The 17,177-nt window shown below is 35.8% G+C and carries 19 protein-coding genes; 8 read left to right on the top strand and 11 right to left on the bottom strand.

What is annotated here, in order from left to right:
- The first annotated feature begins 177 nt into the window (after positions 1-177).
- Positions 178-1,368: a response regulator gene (locus tag AC1B0Z_RS04890; protein WP_483794432.1), complete on the top strand. Its 1,191-nt coding sequence runs from the start codon at positions 178-180 to the stop codon at positions 1,366-1,368.
- A gap of 60 nt (positions 1,369-1,428) precedes the next feature.
- Here the strand turns inward: AC1B0Z_RS04890 and AC1B0Z_RS04885 are convergent, their stop codons facing one another.
- Positions 1,429-1,884 (bottom strand): RNA methyltransferase, encoded by a 456-nt coding sequence (locus AC1B0Z_RS04885; protein WP_483794431.1) that lies wholly within the window; start codon positions 1,882-1,884, stop codon positions 1,429-1,431.
- A 127-nt stretch (positions 1,885-2,011) separates the two neighbouring features.
- On the opposite strand from AC1B0Z_RS04885, the gene AC1B0Z_RS04880 reads away from it, so the two are divergent.
- A complete protein-coding gene (locus tag AC1B0Z_RS04880; RefSeq protein ID WP_483794430.1) occupies positions 2,012-3,112 on the top strand; it encodes a DUF748 domain-containing protein in 1,101 nt (366 codons plus the stop codon).
- 24 nt (positions 3,113-3,136) lie between these two features.
- On the opposite strand, the gene moaA is transcribed toward AC1B0Z_RS04880, so the two are convergent.
- From moaA to AC1B0Z_RS04830, 10 genes are all read right to left on the bottom strand, one after another.
- Positions 3,137-4,144 carry a GTP 3',8-cyclase MoaA gene (gene moaA / locus AC1B0Z_RS04875; protein WP_483794429.1) on the bottom strand — a complete coding sequence of 336 codons (1,008 nt, stop codon included), beginning with the start codon at positions 4,142-4,144 and terminating at the stop codon, positions 3,137-3,139.
- A gap of 78 nt (positions 4,145-4,222) precedes the next feature.
- Complete coding sequence (gene moaCB / locus AC1B0Z_RS04870) at positions 4,223-5,134, bottom strand: bifunctional molybdenum cofactor biosynthesis protein MoaC/MoaB (protein ID WP_483794428.1); 912 nt, start codon at positions 5,132-5,134, stop codon at positions 4,223-4,225.
- Between the two features lie 32 nt (positions 5,135-5,166).
- On the bottom strand, positions 5,167-5,484 hold the full coding sequence (locus AC1B0Z_RS04865; protein ID WP_483794427.1) for a four helix bundle protein: 318 nt from the start codon (positions 5,482-5,484) through the stop codon (positions 5,167-5,169).
- Between the two features lie 82 nt (positions 5,485-5,566).
- Positions 5,567-6,010, bottom strand: a complete 444-nt coding sequence (locus AC1B0Z_RS04860) for a molybdenum cofactor biosynthesis protein MoaE (RefSeq protein WP_483794426.1) — start codon at positions 6,008-6,010, stop codon at positions 5,567-5,569.
- Between the two features lie 2 nt (positions 6,011-6,012).
- Positions 6,013-7,137, bottom strand: coding sequence for a molybdopterin-synthase adenylyltransferase MoeB (gene moeB, locus AC1B0Z_RS04855; protein WP_483794425.1), 1,125 nt, complete (start codon positions 7,135-7,137; stop codon positions 6,013-6,015).
- Positions 7,138-7,275: 138 nt separating this feature from the next.
- Positions 7,276-7,509, bottom strand: a complete 234-nt coding sequence (locus tag AC1B0Z_RS04850) for a MoaD/ThiS family protein (protein WP_483794424.1) — start codon at positions 7,507-7,509, stop codon at positions 7,276-7,278.
- The gene (gene mobA / locus AC1B0Z_RS04845; RefSeq protein WP_483794423.1) at positions 7,493-8,077 is read right to left on the bottom strand and encodes a molybdenum cofactor guanylyltransferase; all 585 of its coding nucleotides are present in this window, start codon (positions 8,075-8,077) and stop codon (positions 7,493-7,495) included. The genes AC1B0Z_RS04850 and mobA overlap by 17 nt, the downstream gene beginning before the upstream one ends.
- A 2-nt stretch (positions 8,078-8,079) precedes the next feature.
- A complete protein-coding gene (locus AC1B0Z_RS04840) occupies positions 8,080-8,820 on the bottom strand; it encodes a sulfite exporter TauE/SafE family protein (RefSeq protein WP_483794422.1) in 741 nt (246 codons plus the stop codon).
- A 113-nt stretch (positions 8,821-8,933) separates the two neighbouring features.
- Complete coding sequence (locus tag AC1B0Z_RS04835) at positions 8,934-9,272, bottom strand: winged helix-turn-helix domain-containing protein (RefSeq protein WP_483794421.1); 339 nt, start codon at positions 9,270-9,272, stop codon at positions 8,934-8,936.
- A gap of 4 nt (positions 9,273-9,276) precedes the next feature.
- Complete coding sequence (locus AC1B0Z_RS04830) at positions 9,277-10,455, bottom strand: molybdopterin molybdotransferase MoeA (protein WP_483794420.1); 1,179 nt, start codon at positions 10,453-10,455, stop codon at positions 9,277-9,279.
- A gap of 125 nt (positions 10,456-10,580) precedes the next feature.
- Between AC1B0Z_RS04830 and AC1B0Z_RS04825 the strand changes: the two genes are divergently transcribed.
- The 6 genes from AC1B0Z_RS04825 to dsrP all read left to right on the top strand — a co-directional run bounded on the left by AC1B0Z_RS04825 (position 10,581) and on the right by dsrP (position 17,123).
- A complete protein-coding gene (locus AC1B0Z_RS04825) occupies positions 10,581-10,817 on the top strand; it encodes a hypothetical protein (protein WP_483794419.1) in 237 nt (78 codons plus the stop codon).
- A gap of 7 nt (positions 10,818-10,824) precedes the next feature.
- Complete coding sequence (locus AC1B0Z_RS04820; RefSeq protein ID WP_483794418.1) at positions 10,825-13,152, top strand: molybdopterin-dependent oxidoreductase; 2,328 nt, start codon at positions 10,825-10,827, stop codon at positions 13,150-13,152.
- 3 nt (positions 13,153-13,155) lie between these two features.
- Positions 13,156-13,851, top strand: a complete 696-nt coding sequence (locus AC1B0Z_RS04815) for a nitrate reductase cytochrome c-type subunit (RefSeq protein WP_483794417.1) — start codon at positions 13,156-13,158, stop codon at positions 13,849-13,851.
- Positions 13,844-14,476, top strand: a complete 633-nt coding sequence (locus AC1B0Z_RS04810) for a multiheme c-type cytochrome (RefSeq protein ID WP_483794416.1) — start codon at positions 13,844-13,846, stop codon at positions 14,474-14,476. The genes AC1B0Z_RS04815 and AC1B0Z_RS04810 overlap by 8 nt, the downstream gene beginning before the upstream one ends.
- A 10-nt stretch (positions 14,477-14,486) precedes the next feature.
- Positions 14,487-15,605, top strand: coding sequence for a 4Fe-4S dicluster domain-containing protein (locus AC1B0Z_RS04805; RefSeq protein WP_483794415.1), 1,119 nt, complete (start codon positions 14,487-14,489; stop codon positions 15,603-15,605).
- A 300-nt stretch (positions 15,606-15,905) separates the two neighbouring features.
- The gene (gene dsrP, locus AC1B0Z_RS04800) at positions 15,906-17,123 is read left to right on the top strand and encodes a sulfate reduction electron transfer complex DsrMKJOP subunit DsrP (RefSeq protein WP_483794414.1); all 1,218 of its coding nucleotides are present in this window, start codon (positions 15,906-15,908) and stop codon (positions 17,121-17,123) included.
- Positions 17,124-17,177 lie beyond the last annotated feature (54 nt).

Below are 17,177 nucleotides of genomic sequence, written 5' to 3'. Positions count from 1 at the left end.
TACATAAATATTTATAACGATGTAAAGATAAATATTGCTTTAGTAGGCATCAATTGTATTCATCTACAGTAAAACACCATTCGTCTACACAAAATATCGCCTTAGGCTAAAATACAGGATTTCTTACAGCATTCACAATACTTTTGTCTCAGAAATAATCACAAAAACAATATTATCATGAAAATTTTAGCTATTGATGACCAACAACTAGTGTTGTTACCATTACAAAAAAGATTAATAGAATTGGGTTATGACGTAAAAATAACTACCAGTTCTTTAGAAGGTATGGATCTATTGGGATCCTTTCAACCAGATTTATTAATAGTGGACATAAATATGCCAGAAATTCCTGGATTGGATATCGTAAGGTATGTTAGAACCACTATGGATTCTCAAGTACCAATAATGGTATTATCAGGTAATACTCAAGATAATGTAATAACTAAGGGGTTTGAATTGGGAATTAACGACTACATGAAAAAACCTCTAAGTCTCAATGAAATATGTGCCCGTGTAAAACGATTAATTGGGGCGCCAGAAACCAACATAGAAACATCTAAAACTGATGTTATGATACAACAACGTTGCGTTGGTGTTGTAATACCTTGTTATAATGAAGAAGATAGATTGTTAAGCGAAGAATTTCTTCAGTTTATTAATAAGAACTCAGGATACCATTTATGTTTTGTTAACGATGGTAGTAAAGATAACACCTTAGACGTTTTAAATAAGTTAAAGGAAGGGCGTGAAGATTATATTTCAGTATATAATTGCGAAAAAAATGGAGGAAAAGCAGAAGCGGTGAGATTGGGAATGTTGCACATGGCAGACAAGGAAGATTTAGACTATATAGGATTTTTAGATGCTGATTTGTCAACGGACTTAGAAGATTTTGACGATTTAGTTTCTACAATTGAAAATTCCGATTTTAAAATCGTAAGTGGTTCCAGAATTAGTAGAATGGGAGCAAATATTACCAAAGAGTCGGCAAGAAAACTAATAAGTATGACGATTAACTTCATTATTAGAAAGATTTTGGGTATGGACTTTAAAGACACGCAATGTGGTGCTAAAATCTTTAGAAAAGATGTGATTCAACTAGCTTTTGCAGAAGAATTTGTAACGCAATGGATTTTTGATGTTGAAATATTCAAAAGAATGTCTGCACATTTCGGTATTGAAAAAGCAAAACAATATATATGCGAGCAACCTTTAAAGCGTTGGATTCATGCTGATGGTTCTAAGCTTTCAATGAAAGATTCAGTTAAAATAGTTGGTCAGTTAGCCCAAATTGCATGGGTGTATAGAGTAAAGAAAAGTTTGGTTGATTATAATCAAGTTGAACTTTCGGTAGCGCATAGAAACTAGTTTAGCTTGATTTGTTTTTTGTGATTAAAAGGTGGTACTGTAAAGTATCGCCTTTTTTATTTAAGAACGCGGTTTTTCAATACCTCTATCATACATCACAATACTGCCGGCTACCGAAACATTTAAACTAAGTTGGGACTTAAATTTTACTAGAAAGTGACTCTTTTCAATGGCTTTTTTAGATAACCCATGATCCTCCGCACCTAACAAATACACACAACGCCTTGGGTGATGAAAGGTTTCTAAATCTTCAGCTTCATCTGTCAATTCAACGCCTACAAGTCTAGCACCTTTGGGTAGGTTTTTATAAAATTCTTCAAAGGTTTCATAATGAAAATAGGGCATTGCTTTTACCGCATTATGTGTATCACAGGCCTGTTTTGCATAACGATTTCCAATGGTAAAAATAAAACTCGCTCCTAAATTTTGAGCAGAACGCCATAGTACGCCAAGGTTTTCTGGAGTTTTACCGTTTTGTATGCCTATACCAAAGTATTCGTTTTCAAAATTATCCATGCAGCGGCTAAAAATACACATTTCCTATTTTATTGGGTTAATAAAATATTTAGAAACAACCCTTTTGTGTCTTTAATGAATTAATTTTGAACCATAAAAACCTTTAGATAAAATTAAATTTAAACGTATGAATGCTAAGAACCAAACAATAAAGCGAAAGGTGTACAAACGTAAACGCTATATTTTACCTGCCTTAATACTTCTGCTTTTAGTGTGTTTAAGGCTTTCTTTACCTTTTATAGCAAAACATCAAATTAATAAATCTCTAGCTGAAATTCCAGGATATTACGGCCAAATAGATAAGGTTGATATTGATTTATACCGTGGTGCTTATGTTTTGCATGGTTTATATATAAATAAAGTAGCGGCAAAAACTCAAATCCCTTTTTTAAACTTTCCCAAAAATGATATTGCCATAGAATGGAAACCGTTGCTTAAAGGAAAAATTGTTTGTGAAATTGTAATGCACTCCCCAGAGATTTCTTATGTTCTGGAAGATCAAAGTGCAAGTAATACAGATACCGATGTAGACGATTGGACAAAGGTACTTACCGACATAGTTCCAATAAATATTAACGATTTGCGCGTGCATAACGGGAAACTTGCTTATATAGAAAATGGAGTAAACCCAAAAATTGAACTTTTTTTTAACGACGTAGAATTTGAGGCAACCAATCTACGTAATGTTATAGAGCGTGAAATGGTGCTACCTTCCTCATTAAAAGGTAGTGCAATATCCTTTGGAGGCGGTAAAGTGGATGTTAAAGGTAAAATTAACCTTATTAAGCAAATACCAGATATGGATGTTTCGTTTGCTTTAGAAAATGCGAATGCCACAGCCTTAAATAATTTTACAAAACATTATGCTGAGTTAGATTTTGAATCGGGTGATTTTGGACTATATAGCGAAATTGCAATTGCCGATGGCTATTTAAAAGGTTACATGAAACCACTACTTAGCAACAGCAAATTAATAGGTAAAAACGATAGCTTTTTAAGTAAACTTTGGGAGGGGTTTGTTGGTTTTTTTAAGTTTATTCTTAAAAACCAAAGAACAAATACCTTGGCTACAAAAATACCAATTGAAGGTGATTTGAATCAGGTTGAATCTGGTGTTTGGACCACCATAACCAATATTTTTAAGAACGCTTGGATTAATGCGTTTAAGGGAACGGTAGATAACGACATAGAATTTAAGGACGCTATAGAGGGTAAAAACGATGAGTAGTTTACTATTTTAGACGGTGTTTTTTTACCCGCCAATAGTTATCATACTTCTATTTTTTGAATGTAAATCGGGTTTCTGAAGCTTCTCTAAAGTATCCATACCACCGCGGATTTTAAATTTGGCTTGTACTGCTTTTTGGATAATAGGCTCGATAGGTTTTCCTGCTCTAAGTGTTGTTAATAGATCGGATTCCGAAGATGAAAACAAACAGTTTTTTAATTGACCGTTAGCGGTTAAACGTAATCTATTACAGGAATCGCAAAACGGATTTGTAACCGAACTTATAATGGCAAAACTCCCTTGATAGCCTTTTATTTTGTAGTTTTTTGAAGTGTCGTTTGGTGCATCTTGTAAGCGTAAAATATCTTCTTTAGGATAGGTTTTATTGACATATTCCATGACTTCGGCATAAGACACCATTTTACTCATATCCCATTTGTTGCCATCAAAAGGCATAAACTCTATAAAACGAACTGAAATTGGTAGGTCTTTGGTGAAATTGATGAAATCTATAATTTCATCATCATTAAACCCTTTTATTAAAACTGCATTTACTTTTATTTTAAAGCCTTCTTTAACCAGTAAAAGAATATTATCATAAACCTTTTGAAATTCATGGCGACGTGTAATATGTTTAAATTTTGAAGCATCTAAAGAATCTAAACTTACATTGATTTTAGAAATGCCATTAGCCTTTAAAACATCGATGAATTTATCTATAATAACTGCATTCGAAGTAATAGACAATTCAACAGGTAATGTTGCCAATTTTTCAAGAATTACCGGGATATCTTTTCTAACCAAAGGTTCACCACCTGTTAATCTAATTTTGGTAACACCATGTTTTACAAAGGTTTTGGCAATATCGTAAATCTCTTCATACGTCATTAAATGACTTTTAGGAGATAATGGCACACCATTGGCAGGCATACAATAGGTGCATCGTAAATTGCATCGCTCGGTCAGAGAAATACGCAGATACGCATGGTCTCTACCGTGTAAATCTGTTAATATATTTTTGTTTTCGCTCATATCTTCACTTTGTTTAATCGTTGAATTGTTAAACTGTTTAATCGACTAAATGATTTAACGATTCCACGTATAAACATTTTAATCATGTCTCGCCCCTTTTAAAATTCTAAAACTATGTAACACAGCGGGAAAAATAGCATCCATAGACTCTTTAGCACCATTGGTAGAACCAGGTAAAGCCAATACTAAAGTATCGCCAATAGTTCCTGCAACACTTCTAGATAACATGGCAAATGGCATACGTCCTTGGCCGTAACTTCTAATGGCTTCTTCAATTCCAGGAATACGTCTGTCTAACAAAGGAATTAAAGCTTCTGGCGTTACATCTCTTCCAGATAAGCCTGTGCCTCCTGTGTAAATTACCATATCAATACCTTGTTCTTGGTACAGTTTTACTTTTTGTTGAATCACCTCTTTTTCATCAGGAATAATTACGTATTCATTCACCTTAACTTCACATTCTTCAAGCTTTTTTATAATAGCTTTCCCCGCTTTATCTTCTTTATGACCTGCCGAAATGGTATCGCTACATACCACAACTGCGGCGGTTAAATCTTTTCTAAACCTGTCCTTGAAATCAGACTTTCCGCCTTTCTTTTTGAGAAGTTTAATCGCATGAATTTCAATACCTTTATCAATAGGTTTTAGCATGTCATACATATTTAAGGCTACAACGCTAGCACCATGCATAGCCTCAACTTCAACCCCAGTTTTATAGATGGTTTTTACTGTAAACAGTACTGTGATTTCTAATCCGTCAATTTTATACTCCACCCCAGTAAATTCTATAGGTAAGGGGTGGCAATCGGGTAAAATATCTGGTGTGCGCTTTACACCCAAAAGTCCAGCGGCTTTACTCATTGCGAATACGTTTCCTTTTGGAACGGTATCGTTTTTAATAGCCGCAATCGTTTCAGGTTTACTGACTTTGACTATTGCTTGCGCAACTGCGGTTCTTAGGGTTGTGTTTTTATTTGTAATATCGACCATTTTGAGATTTATTATTTATTATTGAAAATTGATTATTTCTTACTTGCTGTCTTTCTGGATGCCATAAATATTGCTGTGAGTTCGCTAGATTCTTTCAATAATTTTTCAATGTTATTTTTCTGGATTAAATTTTCATCTAAAGTAAATTCTAACCAAAAATTCGCTTCATCTACTTCTTCAATTACAATGCTGATTTTAGCAATAAAGCTAGCTTTTGATTGCGCTATACAAGTAGCTCTATAATTTGCTGCAACAGATATAGAACATCTAATAAGTTGACCTTTAATATGATTTGCTAGATAATTGTTTGGTAACTGCTGTGTTATTTTAATACAATTATGTGCAAACAATTTAGTCCGTTTTTTTTAAAGCTTCTTTCATAGTATTGTTTTTCAGTTTGAGTGGCAATAATCAATAATAATTAGTCAATAATCAATTATTAATCTTCCATTGATGACTTTCATCCTCAAAAATCTCTTTTCCAAAAACAGGAACATCAGCTTTTATAGCTTCAACAATAAATTCTAAAGCTTCAAATACTACTTTTCGCCTAGGTGATGATACAAATACGAATAAGCATATTTCACCTGCTTTTACAGTTCCAAGACTATGATAAATATGCATGCAGGTTAAATCAAATTTTTCAAAAGCACCTTCACGTATCTCGTGAAATTTCTGATTCGCCATGTCCTCATAGGCTGTATATTCAATAGCCGAAACAGTTTTACCATCTATTTCATCGGCTCTCACTTGACCTAGGAAAATATTATGAGCACCAATACTCGTTTTTGTTTGGTGTTTGTAGATGGAGTTTCCAATAAATTCTGAGGAAATTGCACCTTGTTGGAATACGTTTTTTGGTTTTTTATCTTTCATAATTATATTTTTTCATTTCCGCGAATGCGGAAATCTTCTGTATTCACCTTACTGTGTTCTTTTAAATAATTATTTATTTCCGAAGCACCTTCTGGTATACTACAACAATTTTTAATACCTAATCCTTGTAATATTCTAACGGCATGTTTACAACGCATTCCTGATTTACAAAAAAGTGCTTTCTTTTTTGAAAGCTCAATGTGGTGTAGATTAGTTTCTAATGTGCTTAACGGTATACAGGTAACGTTTAAATGGTCTACTTTGGGGTGCTCGTGAGACTCTCTTACATCAATAAATTGTACGTTTTTTTCTGAAATTAAATCGACTATCGACACTTCAATAACTTCGGTATTACAACCTAAATGCATTTGCTTATTCTCAAAACTATGTGCTTCATCTAATACAGATGTAATCATAGCGTCGTTTCTGTTAATTTTTAAAGTTGACGTTTTAGAATTTAAAGCATTGTAGCACAATAATTTCCCTGAAAGTGTATCACCGAGGTCCAATATAATTTTTAAAACTTCGTTGGCTTGCATGCTTCCAATAATTCCAGGAAGAACGCCCAAAACACCAATGTCTGAGCAATTTGGAACTGCGTCTTTTTGCGGTGGGTTAGGGAAGAGGCATCGGTAACTTGGTCCGTTTTTATAATTGAAAACCGAAACCTGACCTTCAAACTTATAAATTGCTCCAAACACCAAAGGTTTTTTTGTTATAATACAGGCATCATTTACCAAATAGCGCGTTTCGAAATTATCAGAACCATCCACGATAATATCATATTGCTCAAATAGTGTAATGGCATTTTGGTAGGTGAGTGGCTCTGGGTAGGCATTTATCGAAATAGCGTCATTTAAATCCTCTAACCGTTCTTTAGCAGCTATGGCTTTATTTTTTCCAAGAGACGATTTACCAAATAAAACTTGACGTTGTAAATTGGATAATTCTACAACATCAAAATCTATAACACCAATAGTGCCAACGCCAGCCGCAGTAAGGTATTGTAAAATTGGGCAGCCCAAACCACCAGCACCAATTACTAGTACTTTGGCATTAAAAATTTTATCCTGACCAGCTTGTCCGATTTCTGATAAAATGATATGTCTGTTGTATCTATTTGTCATTCCTGCGAAGGCAGGAATCTCATCCTGCCAATTGTGAATTCTATATTATAAACTAATTTGTTTCAATTTCTTTTTGTTACGTCGGCAATAGAGACATCTCATCAAAATGATGTGATTTCTCCCTTTAGGTCGAAATGACTAGCCTCCCGCAAATGGCGGTAATAATGCAATTTCTGCACCCGTTATTGCTGTTTCATTAGTTACCAATTCCTGATTTTGGGCCACTTGAAAATCTTTCGATTTAAGTCCGTCATATTTTGAATACAACAGTTCCAATAGTTCAGAAATTAAGGTTACTTTAATCTCAATTTGCTCTTCCTCTTTTTCTGTTACCTCTGCAATTTGTCCGAAATATTTAATTGTTATGAGCATTTAATATGTGTTTAAAATCTTCTTTAGTATTTATATTCATTGTAGCATTCATATTGGTTTTATCCAACGTTACATTTTTAAAGCTACAGTGTTTCACAGCTATTCGCAATCGGCGTTCATCATTTTGCAATAACTCCAAAAATTTAGCCTTCACGCTACTTTTGTAAAGTGCAACAAGCGGCATGGATTTACCATTGCTTTCAGCTTGAATGATTTCGGTTTTGCTATCAGCTTTATTAATTAATTTTTCTAAAACCTCAGATGTAATTAAAGGAATATCGCAACTCAATATCAAATTATAGTCGGTTTTAGAAGCTTCTAAACCTGAATAAATACCAGAAATTGGTCCTGCATCTTTAATATGGTCGGTAATGCGTTTGTAACCTAAACTATCGTAAGTTGAATGGTCGGAAACTACAATAATTTCAGAAACCAATGGTGTTAATGCATCAATGCTATACTGTACAAATGATTTGCTATTGAGCTCTAAAAATCCTTTATCAGAACCCATACGAGAGCTTTTTCCGCCAGCTAAAATAATGCCTGTTATGTTTTTCTTTTCTATCATTTTTAGGTGAAAAATAATTTAGCACAGGCTATGATTAATACAAAAGCTAATAGGTATCGCAAACTTTGGTTGTTTATTTTTTTGCTGCCGTAATAACCGCCTAAAATACCGCCGACTAAGGCTATCCCAACCAATAGGAATGCGCCGCTTTCAATGGATACACCACTTTGCAGTTGTCCGATTAAACCAGCCACAGAATTCACCCAAATAAATAATGCGGAAACTGCTGCAGCTTCTTTCATATTGCCCCAATGGAGCAGTAGAATTACCGGCGTTAATATGATGCCACCACCAATGCCAATTAACCCAGAGAAGAACCCGATAATACCTCCAACTAAAAGTCCTTGCCAGAGTTTTATATTTTTAACGGTACGTGTTTCTTTTCCGAAAACATTCAACATTTTTAAAATGGCGAAAATGAGTAACACCGCTAATATCTTCTTGTAAATAGAAGCATCAACTTCTAAAGTACCACCGATGTAGGCTAGTGGAATAGAAGCCATCGCAAAAGATAGAAACAACTTTTTATTAAAGTGCCCTTCTTTGTAATAGTAATAAAATGAAATGCCCGCTACAAAAATATTGAGCAATAGGGCAGTAGGTTTCATGGTTTCTGGTGCAAATGAAAACAGTGCCATTAATGCTAAATATCCGCTCGCACCACCATGGCCCACACTAGCATATAGGAAGGATACTATGGGTAGTATGATGAGGAATAGGTATATGTTTTCTGTTTGCAGCACTTGTGTTAATTTATTCCGTCTTTGTCATGTCGAAATGAGGCAAGATTGAGACAGCTCATTATTCTAGTGCGATTTCTCACTGTGTTCGAAATGACAAGCGTTTAATATTTTAATTATAGTTTTTCAATTCTAGCTAATTCCTTATCCAAAAACGCCCAACAATTTCTATTGATTTCATCAAAAGCCTTAACTAAGGATTTTCCATACTCAGTTAATTGTGCGCCACCACCACCTTTACCACCAATACTATTTATAGTAACAGGTTTTTTAGACGATTTGTTTACAGAATCCAAAAGTTGCCATGCCTTTTTGTATGAAATGTTTAAAGATTTAGCTGCTTTAGATAATGAACCCGTTTTTTGAATCGCTTTCAATAAATGCACACGACCTTCGCCTAAAAGCACATTATTTTCAGATTCAATCCAAATACGACTTTTAATTTTGTATCCCATAGCTTTAATTTGGTAATAAAATCACTTCAATAGCATCACCAGTTTTAATATTAGTAACATCCTCAGGAGCAAACACCAAAGCATTAGCCAAAGCGAAGGTTTGCAGCATGGATGAATTCTGTCCATCTAAAATTTCAACATGTCCGTCGGTGTAAATACCTTTCAAAAATTGTGGTCTATCACCTTTCTTTTGAAATTGATTAGAAACGGTAGCCATAACCCTTGGCAACTCCAAAGCCTTACGATTCATAAATTGTTGCAAAGCGATATACACATATACATAAAAACACGACAAGGCTGCTGCTGGATTTCCAGGAAGCGCAAATATCTGAGTATCTTCTTTTTTGGCGTAAAATAAAGGCTTTCCAGGTTTTTGCTTTACCTTATAAAATAACTCTTCAACTTGTAATGCATTAAGTGCTTTCCCCACATAATCATAGTCACCAACAGAAATACCGCCAGTAATCATTACTAAATCGTTATCATTAATTGCTGTGCTTAATGTATCAACAGTTTTATCATAGTTGTCTTCAACTTTGTAAAGCGTGACGTCGTAAAACTTTAAATTGTAAAGTGCACTCAACAGCATTTTAGAGTTACTTTCAAATATTTTTCCGTGAGGTAAATCTTGTCCAGGTGCAATCAACTCATTACCTGTAGTTACAATCGCGATATTAGGTTTTTTAAATACAGAAACCTCAGTTATTCCTAAAGACAATAAGTAACCAATTGCAGCTGGTGTCAATTTCGTGCCTTTTTTCAAGGCAATGTCTCCAGTTTTTACCTGTTCACCTAGAGGACGGATATTGAGTTCAGGGTCAATATGATGCGCTATAGTAATCACATCACCATTAATTTCAACTTTTTCCTGCATCATTACAGCATTCGCAGAATCTGGTACTGCTGCTCCTGTAAAAATTCTAATAGCCTCTCCAGGGTTTAATTCGGGCTTATGGCCATCACCGGCTTTTACTTCTCCAATTAACTTATATGACAAATCGGTGTGTAAGTTTAAAGCGTAGCCATCCATGGCGGATTGCCTAAAAGGGGGCATGTTGATAGGGGATGTAATATCCATATATAACCCATAGCCACCAGCTTTTTCAACCTTTTTTAAGGTCGCTTGTTGTAAGGATTTGCCATTGTTTTTTACAATTGAAATGGCTTCTGAAATTGTAATCATTAACTTTTTCGTTATATCCATGCAAATATAGCGAATTGAAATTTCATCATAACATGATAATTGTCATATAATTTCCTGCTAAAAAACAGGACTTTTATGTCGGAAATAAAAAAATCGATTACGGAATGCCGATAAAAAGTTACCTAGCACACCCTAAAACGGGAGAAAAGCAAAAGCTGATAACTGCGCTTTCTCAATTAAACGGTTGTGAAGTGATACCAGCCACCAATCAAGATGTGGTTGTGTTGGTTACAGAAACATTAGACGACGCTTCTGATGTTATTCTCAAAGAAAAGATAGAACATATAGAGAGCCTAAAACTACTAGCATTAGTTTCTGGCTTTAATACTCCACAAAACTAGCACACGTATGTACAATTCATTATCAACTAGAAGAAGTTTTATTAAAAAGATGGCGCAACTATCTGCAATGACAGCAGCTGCCGCTATGTTTCCAGGTATATTGTTTGCTAGCGAGCAAGAAGCGGGAATTCCGAATAGTGCCAATTTAGACTGGAAAAAAGGCCCTTGTCGTTTCTGCGGTGTAGGCTGTGGTATTTTGGTAGGAACAGAAAACGGAAAAGCCGTTGCTGTAAAAGGCGATCCTAATTGTTCGGTAAATAAAGGGCTTTTATGTGTTAAAGGTTATCATCAAACTATGTGTATTCAATCTAAAGATAGATTAACACATGCTTTAGTAAAGAAAAATGGTAAGTACGTAAAAACACCTATTAGTGACGCTTTAGATCTTGTTGCTAGTAAAATGAAATCTACTATTGAAACGCATGGTAAAGATGCTGTGGCAATGTATACTTCTGGGCAATCTACAATTCCTGAAGGTTATGTAGCTTCTAAGTTAATGAAAGGTGCTATTGGTACTAATAATCTAGAATGTAATGCCCGTTTATGTATGGCAAGTGCTGTGGCAGGGTTTTTAACCACTTTTGGAGCTGATGAGCCTATGGGGTGTTATGAAGATATAGACCATGCAGACTATTTTATTACTTGGGGAAATAATATGGCAGAAATGCATCCCGTATTATTCTCCAGAATGTTAGAGCAGAAAACCAATCGAGGAGCTAAAATTATAGATTTTGCAACGCGAACATCACGTTCTAGTACAGCATCGGATAAATCTATTCTGTTTGAACCCCAAACCGATTTAGCTGTTGCTAATGCCATTTGCTATGAAATTATAAATAACGGTTGGGTTAATAAATCCTTTGTTGAAAAGCATTGTAATTTTAGTAAAGGCCTTACAAACATGGGTTATGGAACAGAGGATAAATATAGTTTTAATGATAAGCCAGAGAAAATAGATTTTCAAGCATTTAAAACATTTTTAAACGACTATACTCCTGAGAAAGTTGCTAAATACTCCAAAGTATCTGCAAAAGACATCAAATATTTAGCTTCTATTTATGGCGATCCAAATAAGAAAGTTGTTTCCTATTGGTGTATGGGAGTAAACCAACATACTAGAGGTACATGGATGAATAATTTAATTTATAACATGCATTTGCTTACAGGTAAAATTTCTCAACCAGGAAATGGCCCATTTTCATTAACGGGTCAGCCTTCAGCTTGTGGAACAGCTAGAGAAGTAGGTACGTTTACGCATAAATTACCAAAAGGTGTGGTGATGAATGAAAAGCACCGTCGTTTGGCCGCAAAAATTTGGAAAGTACCTTATGAGAATATTCCATCCAAACCAACGTATCATACCACTGAAATGTTTAGAGCTGTAGATCGTGGTGATATTAAATTTATATGGACTCAAGTAACAAACCCATTGGTATCCTTACCAAAAACAAGTCGTTACCGTGCTGCAATGGAAAAAGATTCTTGTTTTGTAGTGGTTTCAGATGTTTTTCCAACACCAACATCCGATGTGGCTGATGTTATTTTACCTGCATCATGGCATATTGAAAAAAGTGGTTTATACGGAAACTCAGAACGAAGAACGCAACATTGGGATAAAATGGTGGAAGGTCCAGGTGAAACCACACCAGATGCGTGGATGACTATTGAGGTGGCTAAGCGCATGGGTTACGGCAATTTGTTTCCATATAGCAAAGAAAATCACGTTGAGGAAATTTATAACGAGTACCGTCAATTTCATGAAGGCGCAAAACACGGTATGGCACCGTTGGAGGTTTTAAAGAAAGAATCGGGTGTAATTTGGCCTTATGTAAATGGTAAATCTACCCAATGGCGTTTTAATGCGAAATACGACCCCGCTTGTAAAGAAGGTTCTGATTTTGATTTCTACGGCAAACCAGATGGAAAAGCTGTGATTTGGCAGCGTCCTTATGAGCCTGCAGCAGAATCGCCAGATAATGAATACCCGTTTTGGTTAAATACTGGCCGTGTTATTGAACATTGGCATACAGGCTCTATGACGCGCAGAATACCAGTATTGCATAAAGCCATGCCAGAGGCTTATATAGAATTTCATCCAGAGGATGCCAAAGCATTGGGTATACGAGATGGAGAACGTATAAAAGTGAGTTCTAGACGTGGTAGTTGTGTATTGCCAGCGTCCATTAATAAGCGTGGATTACCAACACGCGGACAGGTGTTTGTGCCATTTTTTGATGAAAATATGATGATTAATGATGTGACATTGGATGCGTTTTGTCCGATTTCCAAAGAACCAGACTTCAAAAAGTGTGCTGTTAAAGTTGAAAAAGCATAAAACATGAAAAAACGACTCGGAATTATTTCACTTTTTGTACTGCTCTTTATAGCCTTTATTACCATTTGGAATTTTAGTTATCAGCAAGGTTTGGAAGAAGCCTATATTCCAGTAGAAGAGCGTAGTTCTGATTATTATTTACCATCAGAAGCTGGAGTTTTTGAGCGTTCAGAATATGCTACAGAATACGCTAATATACCCGTTGATGAAAACCATCAACGGTTACTAAAAGACTATTATAAAAACAGGGCCTACCATGGTGCACCACCAAGTATTCCGCATCCTGTTGAAGAAATGAATTTGGGTGATAACACCTGTTTACAATGCCATCAAAATGGCGGATTTGTAAATAAATATAAGGCTTATGCACCTGTGACGCCACATCCAGAAATGATTAATTGTAGGCAATGTCATGTAGCACAAAATAGTAATACACTATTTAAAGCTACTAATATGGCGCAGGTAAATGCACCAAAAGTGGGCGTAAATAATGCTTTAATTGGTACACCGCCCATGATACCACACCAAATACAAATGCGGGAAAATTGTTTATCGTGTCATGCAGGACCTGCGGCTCCCAAAGAGATAAGAGTAACACACCCAGAGCGTGTTAATTGCAGACAATGCCATGTGCCAACGGATAAAGTTGTTTCAGAAATAACACCTTTTTCAAGAACTAAAATAGATAGCAATGAATAGAAAGCTCTACAAATATAGTTTAGCATGTGCGTTTTTGGTTATGCTTTTTTCTTGTAAGCATAACGAAGGTGAATATCATAATTTGAATGATAAAATTAAAGCCGAAAGTAAAAGCTATCATGGGACTTTATCTTCAGAAGCATTGATTGATGGTATTAAAACTGTTGAAATTACTGAAGGCGATCACACGTTTTTAATTTCAGAAAGGAAAAGTCAAATAAAATCATTCGCTTGTATTGAGTGCCATAATACAGGTTTAGATAAATTACAAAGTAAAGGTATTAAGAAGGCCCATTGGGAAATTGCTTTGGTGCATGCTGATGAAAGCACCATGAATTGTGCAACCTGTCACAATGGCGAGGATATGAATGCCTTAAATACGTTAACAGGAAATAAGGTAGATTTTAATAAAAGTTATAAGCTATGTGCACAGTGTCATTCTTCACAATTTGAAGATTGGAAAGGTGGCGCACATGGTAAGAAAGTTGCAGGTTGGGCACCACCTCGAGCTTCGTATACGTGTGTGAATTGTCATAATCCGCACGACCCAAGTTTTAAATCGAGATGGCCATCGCGTTATAACACAGAACAAGTTGAAGCACCTAGTGCAGAGTCGGGTCATTAAATATTAAGGTATGAGTGAGAAGAAAAAATGGTATTCGCTAGATTTAGGATTGAACAGAAAAAAATCTGATACAGCCTGTGGTTGCGGTAAACCTGAAGGCGGTTGTGGAAATCATAAACCAGAGATGACTGATGATGCTTTTCTTGAAGCAGCAGTTAATGCATCTATTGGTGATGAAGTTAAAAAAGATGGATTTGAGCAGGTTTTTGATGTGAAAATGGACAGACGCTCTGCGTTTAAAAAGTTAACAGCAAGTTTATTAATTGGTGCAGGCGCAGTAAGCACATCGTGTAGCGTAATTACTGGTGATGAAACCAAAGAAAAAGCGCAAATAGATTGGGAAGAGCAGTTTAAGGGCAACTATAAACTGATGAATGATGACGAGAAAAAAGCCACTGTAGATAGACTGATGCGTTCTTATGAATTAAGAACGGGTAAAAATATAAGCATGACTGCTGAAAATGCCGCAGATGATGTGTTGTTTGGTTATGCCTTTAATATATCGAAGTGCCAAGGGTATATGGATTGTGTGAATGCTTGTGTTGAGGAAAATAACCAAGACCGAGACTCACAAATGCAGTACATCCGTATACATGAAATGAAGGATGGCAAAGGTTTTAATTTTAATGAAGCTGATGATAATTATTACCATGAAGTGCCTGCTGAAGGTCATTTTTATATGGGAACACAATGTTTTCATTGTGATAATCCGCCATGTGTAGAGGTTTGTCCGGTGTCGGCCACATGGAGAGAAGATGATGGTTTGGTGGTTATTGATTACGATTGGTGTGTAGGTTGCCGTTATTGTATGGCTGCTTGCCCTTACGATGGCCGACGTTTTAATTGGAGTAAGCCTGAAGTTCCTGAAACAGAAATTAACAAAAATCAGCATTATTTAGGAAACAGAATGCGTAAGAAGGGTGTTATGGAAAAGTGTACATTTTGTGTACAACGTTCTAGAAAAGGGCAAAATCCTGCCTGTGTTGAAGCTTGCCCAACGGGAGCTAGAATATTTGGAAATTTATTAGACCCGAAGAGTACCATTAGATGGGTTTTAGAGAATAAAAAGGTGTTTAGATTAAAAGAAGATTTAGGAACAGAACCTAAGTTCTGGTATTTTATGGACTAGATGTAAAATGTTTATTTGTTGAATTGTTGAAGTGTTCAAATTTTGAATTGAAACGAACGATTAAACATATAAACGCATAAACGATTACACAAAAAAGAAATGGCGATTGTAAGTATAAGTGATGCTTAGGGCAGGTAGTAGAATTTGCAAGTACGCCCCGCGTTAGGGATTGCAGAGGAAAGCCCACAGCGATTCCGATAGCTATCGGAAGAGCGAGGACTTGCAACGGAAAGCCCGACCACGCCTTAGCGTGGTAACGCCCAAATAAATAAAAATTGAAGTGTTTTAATTGACATACAGATGAGACGATTTAAGGTTTTTAAGAATTTAGTGATTGATAGTTTGGATACGATTACAAAAGGGTCGAAAAAATACCATATTTGGATGGGGTTTTTAACCTTTGTAATGTTGGTTGGCATGTATTGCTATTCGATACAATTGAAGGAGGGACTGAGTGTTACTGGGATGTCTGACCGCGTGAGTTGGGGTTTGTATATTTCTAATTTTACGTTTTTGGTGGGTGTTGCTGCCGCGGCTGTGATGTTGGTAATGCCTACCTATGTGCTTAAGGATATAGATTTTAAACGTTCTGTTTTAATGGGCGAGGGGCTTGCTGTGGCTGCCCTAATTATGTGTTTGGCTTTTGTGATTGCCGATATGGGTGGACCATCTGTACTTTGGCACATGATACCTGGGATTGGGGTGTTTAATTTTCCTAATTCTATGCTAACATGGGATGTTATTGTTTTAAATGGGTATTTGTTTTTAAATTTAAGTATTCCGTTTTATATATTGTTTAGACGCTACCAAGGGAAAGTACCCAACCCGAAGGTGTATATACCTGGGGCTATACTTTCTGTACTTTGGGCTGTTGCTATTCATTTAGTTACTGCATTTTTATACCAAGGGCTGCAGGCGCGTCCGTTTTGGAACAATGCGCTTTTAGGGCCTCGATTTTTAGCATCGGCTTTTGCTGCGGGTCCTGCACTTATTATTTTGGTACTGGCAGTTATTAGAAGCTTTACAGCTTTTAAAATAGAGGATAAAACAATTAGAAAAATAGCTATGATTGTTACTGTGGCGGCACAAATTAATATTATTATGTTAGTGTCTGAGTTATTTAAAGAGTTTTATGCGCCAACGCACCATAGTGAGAGTGCCTATTATTTATTCTTTGGATTAGATGGTAAAACGGCTTTACTACCTTGGATTTGGACAGCTATAAGTATGAATGTTTTGGCTACGGTAATTTTAACTATTGGTAAGCTGCGTAAAAATCTAAAAATACTGTATTTCTGTTGTGCCTTACTTTTTGTTGCTATTTGGATAGAGAAAGGGTTTGGGCTTATTGTGCCTGGGTTTATTCCAGGGCCTTATGGCAAAATTATAGAGTATCTTCCAACGGGTATTGAAGTAGGTGTTACTCTAGGTATTTGGGCTATGGGTGCCTTAATATTTACCATTTTAGCGAAAACTGCTATTGGTATTGAGTTGGGGGAGTTGCGGTATAAGAAATAAATTATTGTCTAGTTTGTCATTCCGCACTTGATGCGGAATCCAGTTCTTAGTTTT

Source organism: Hyunsoonleella sp. J2K-J805, from assembly GCF_057167125.1.
This window is presented reverse-complemented; position numbering and strand designations above follow the sequence as displayed.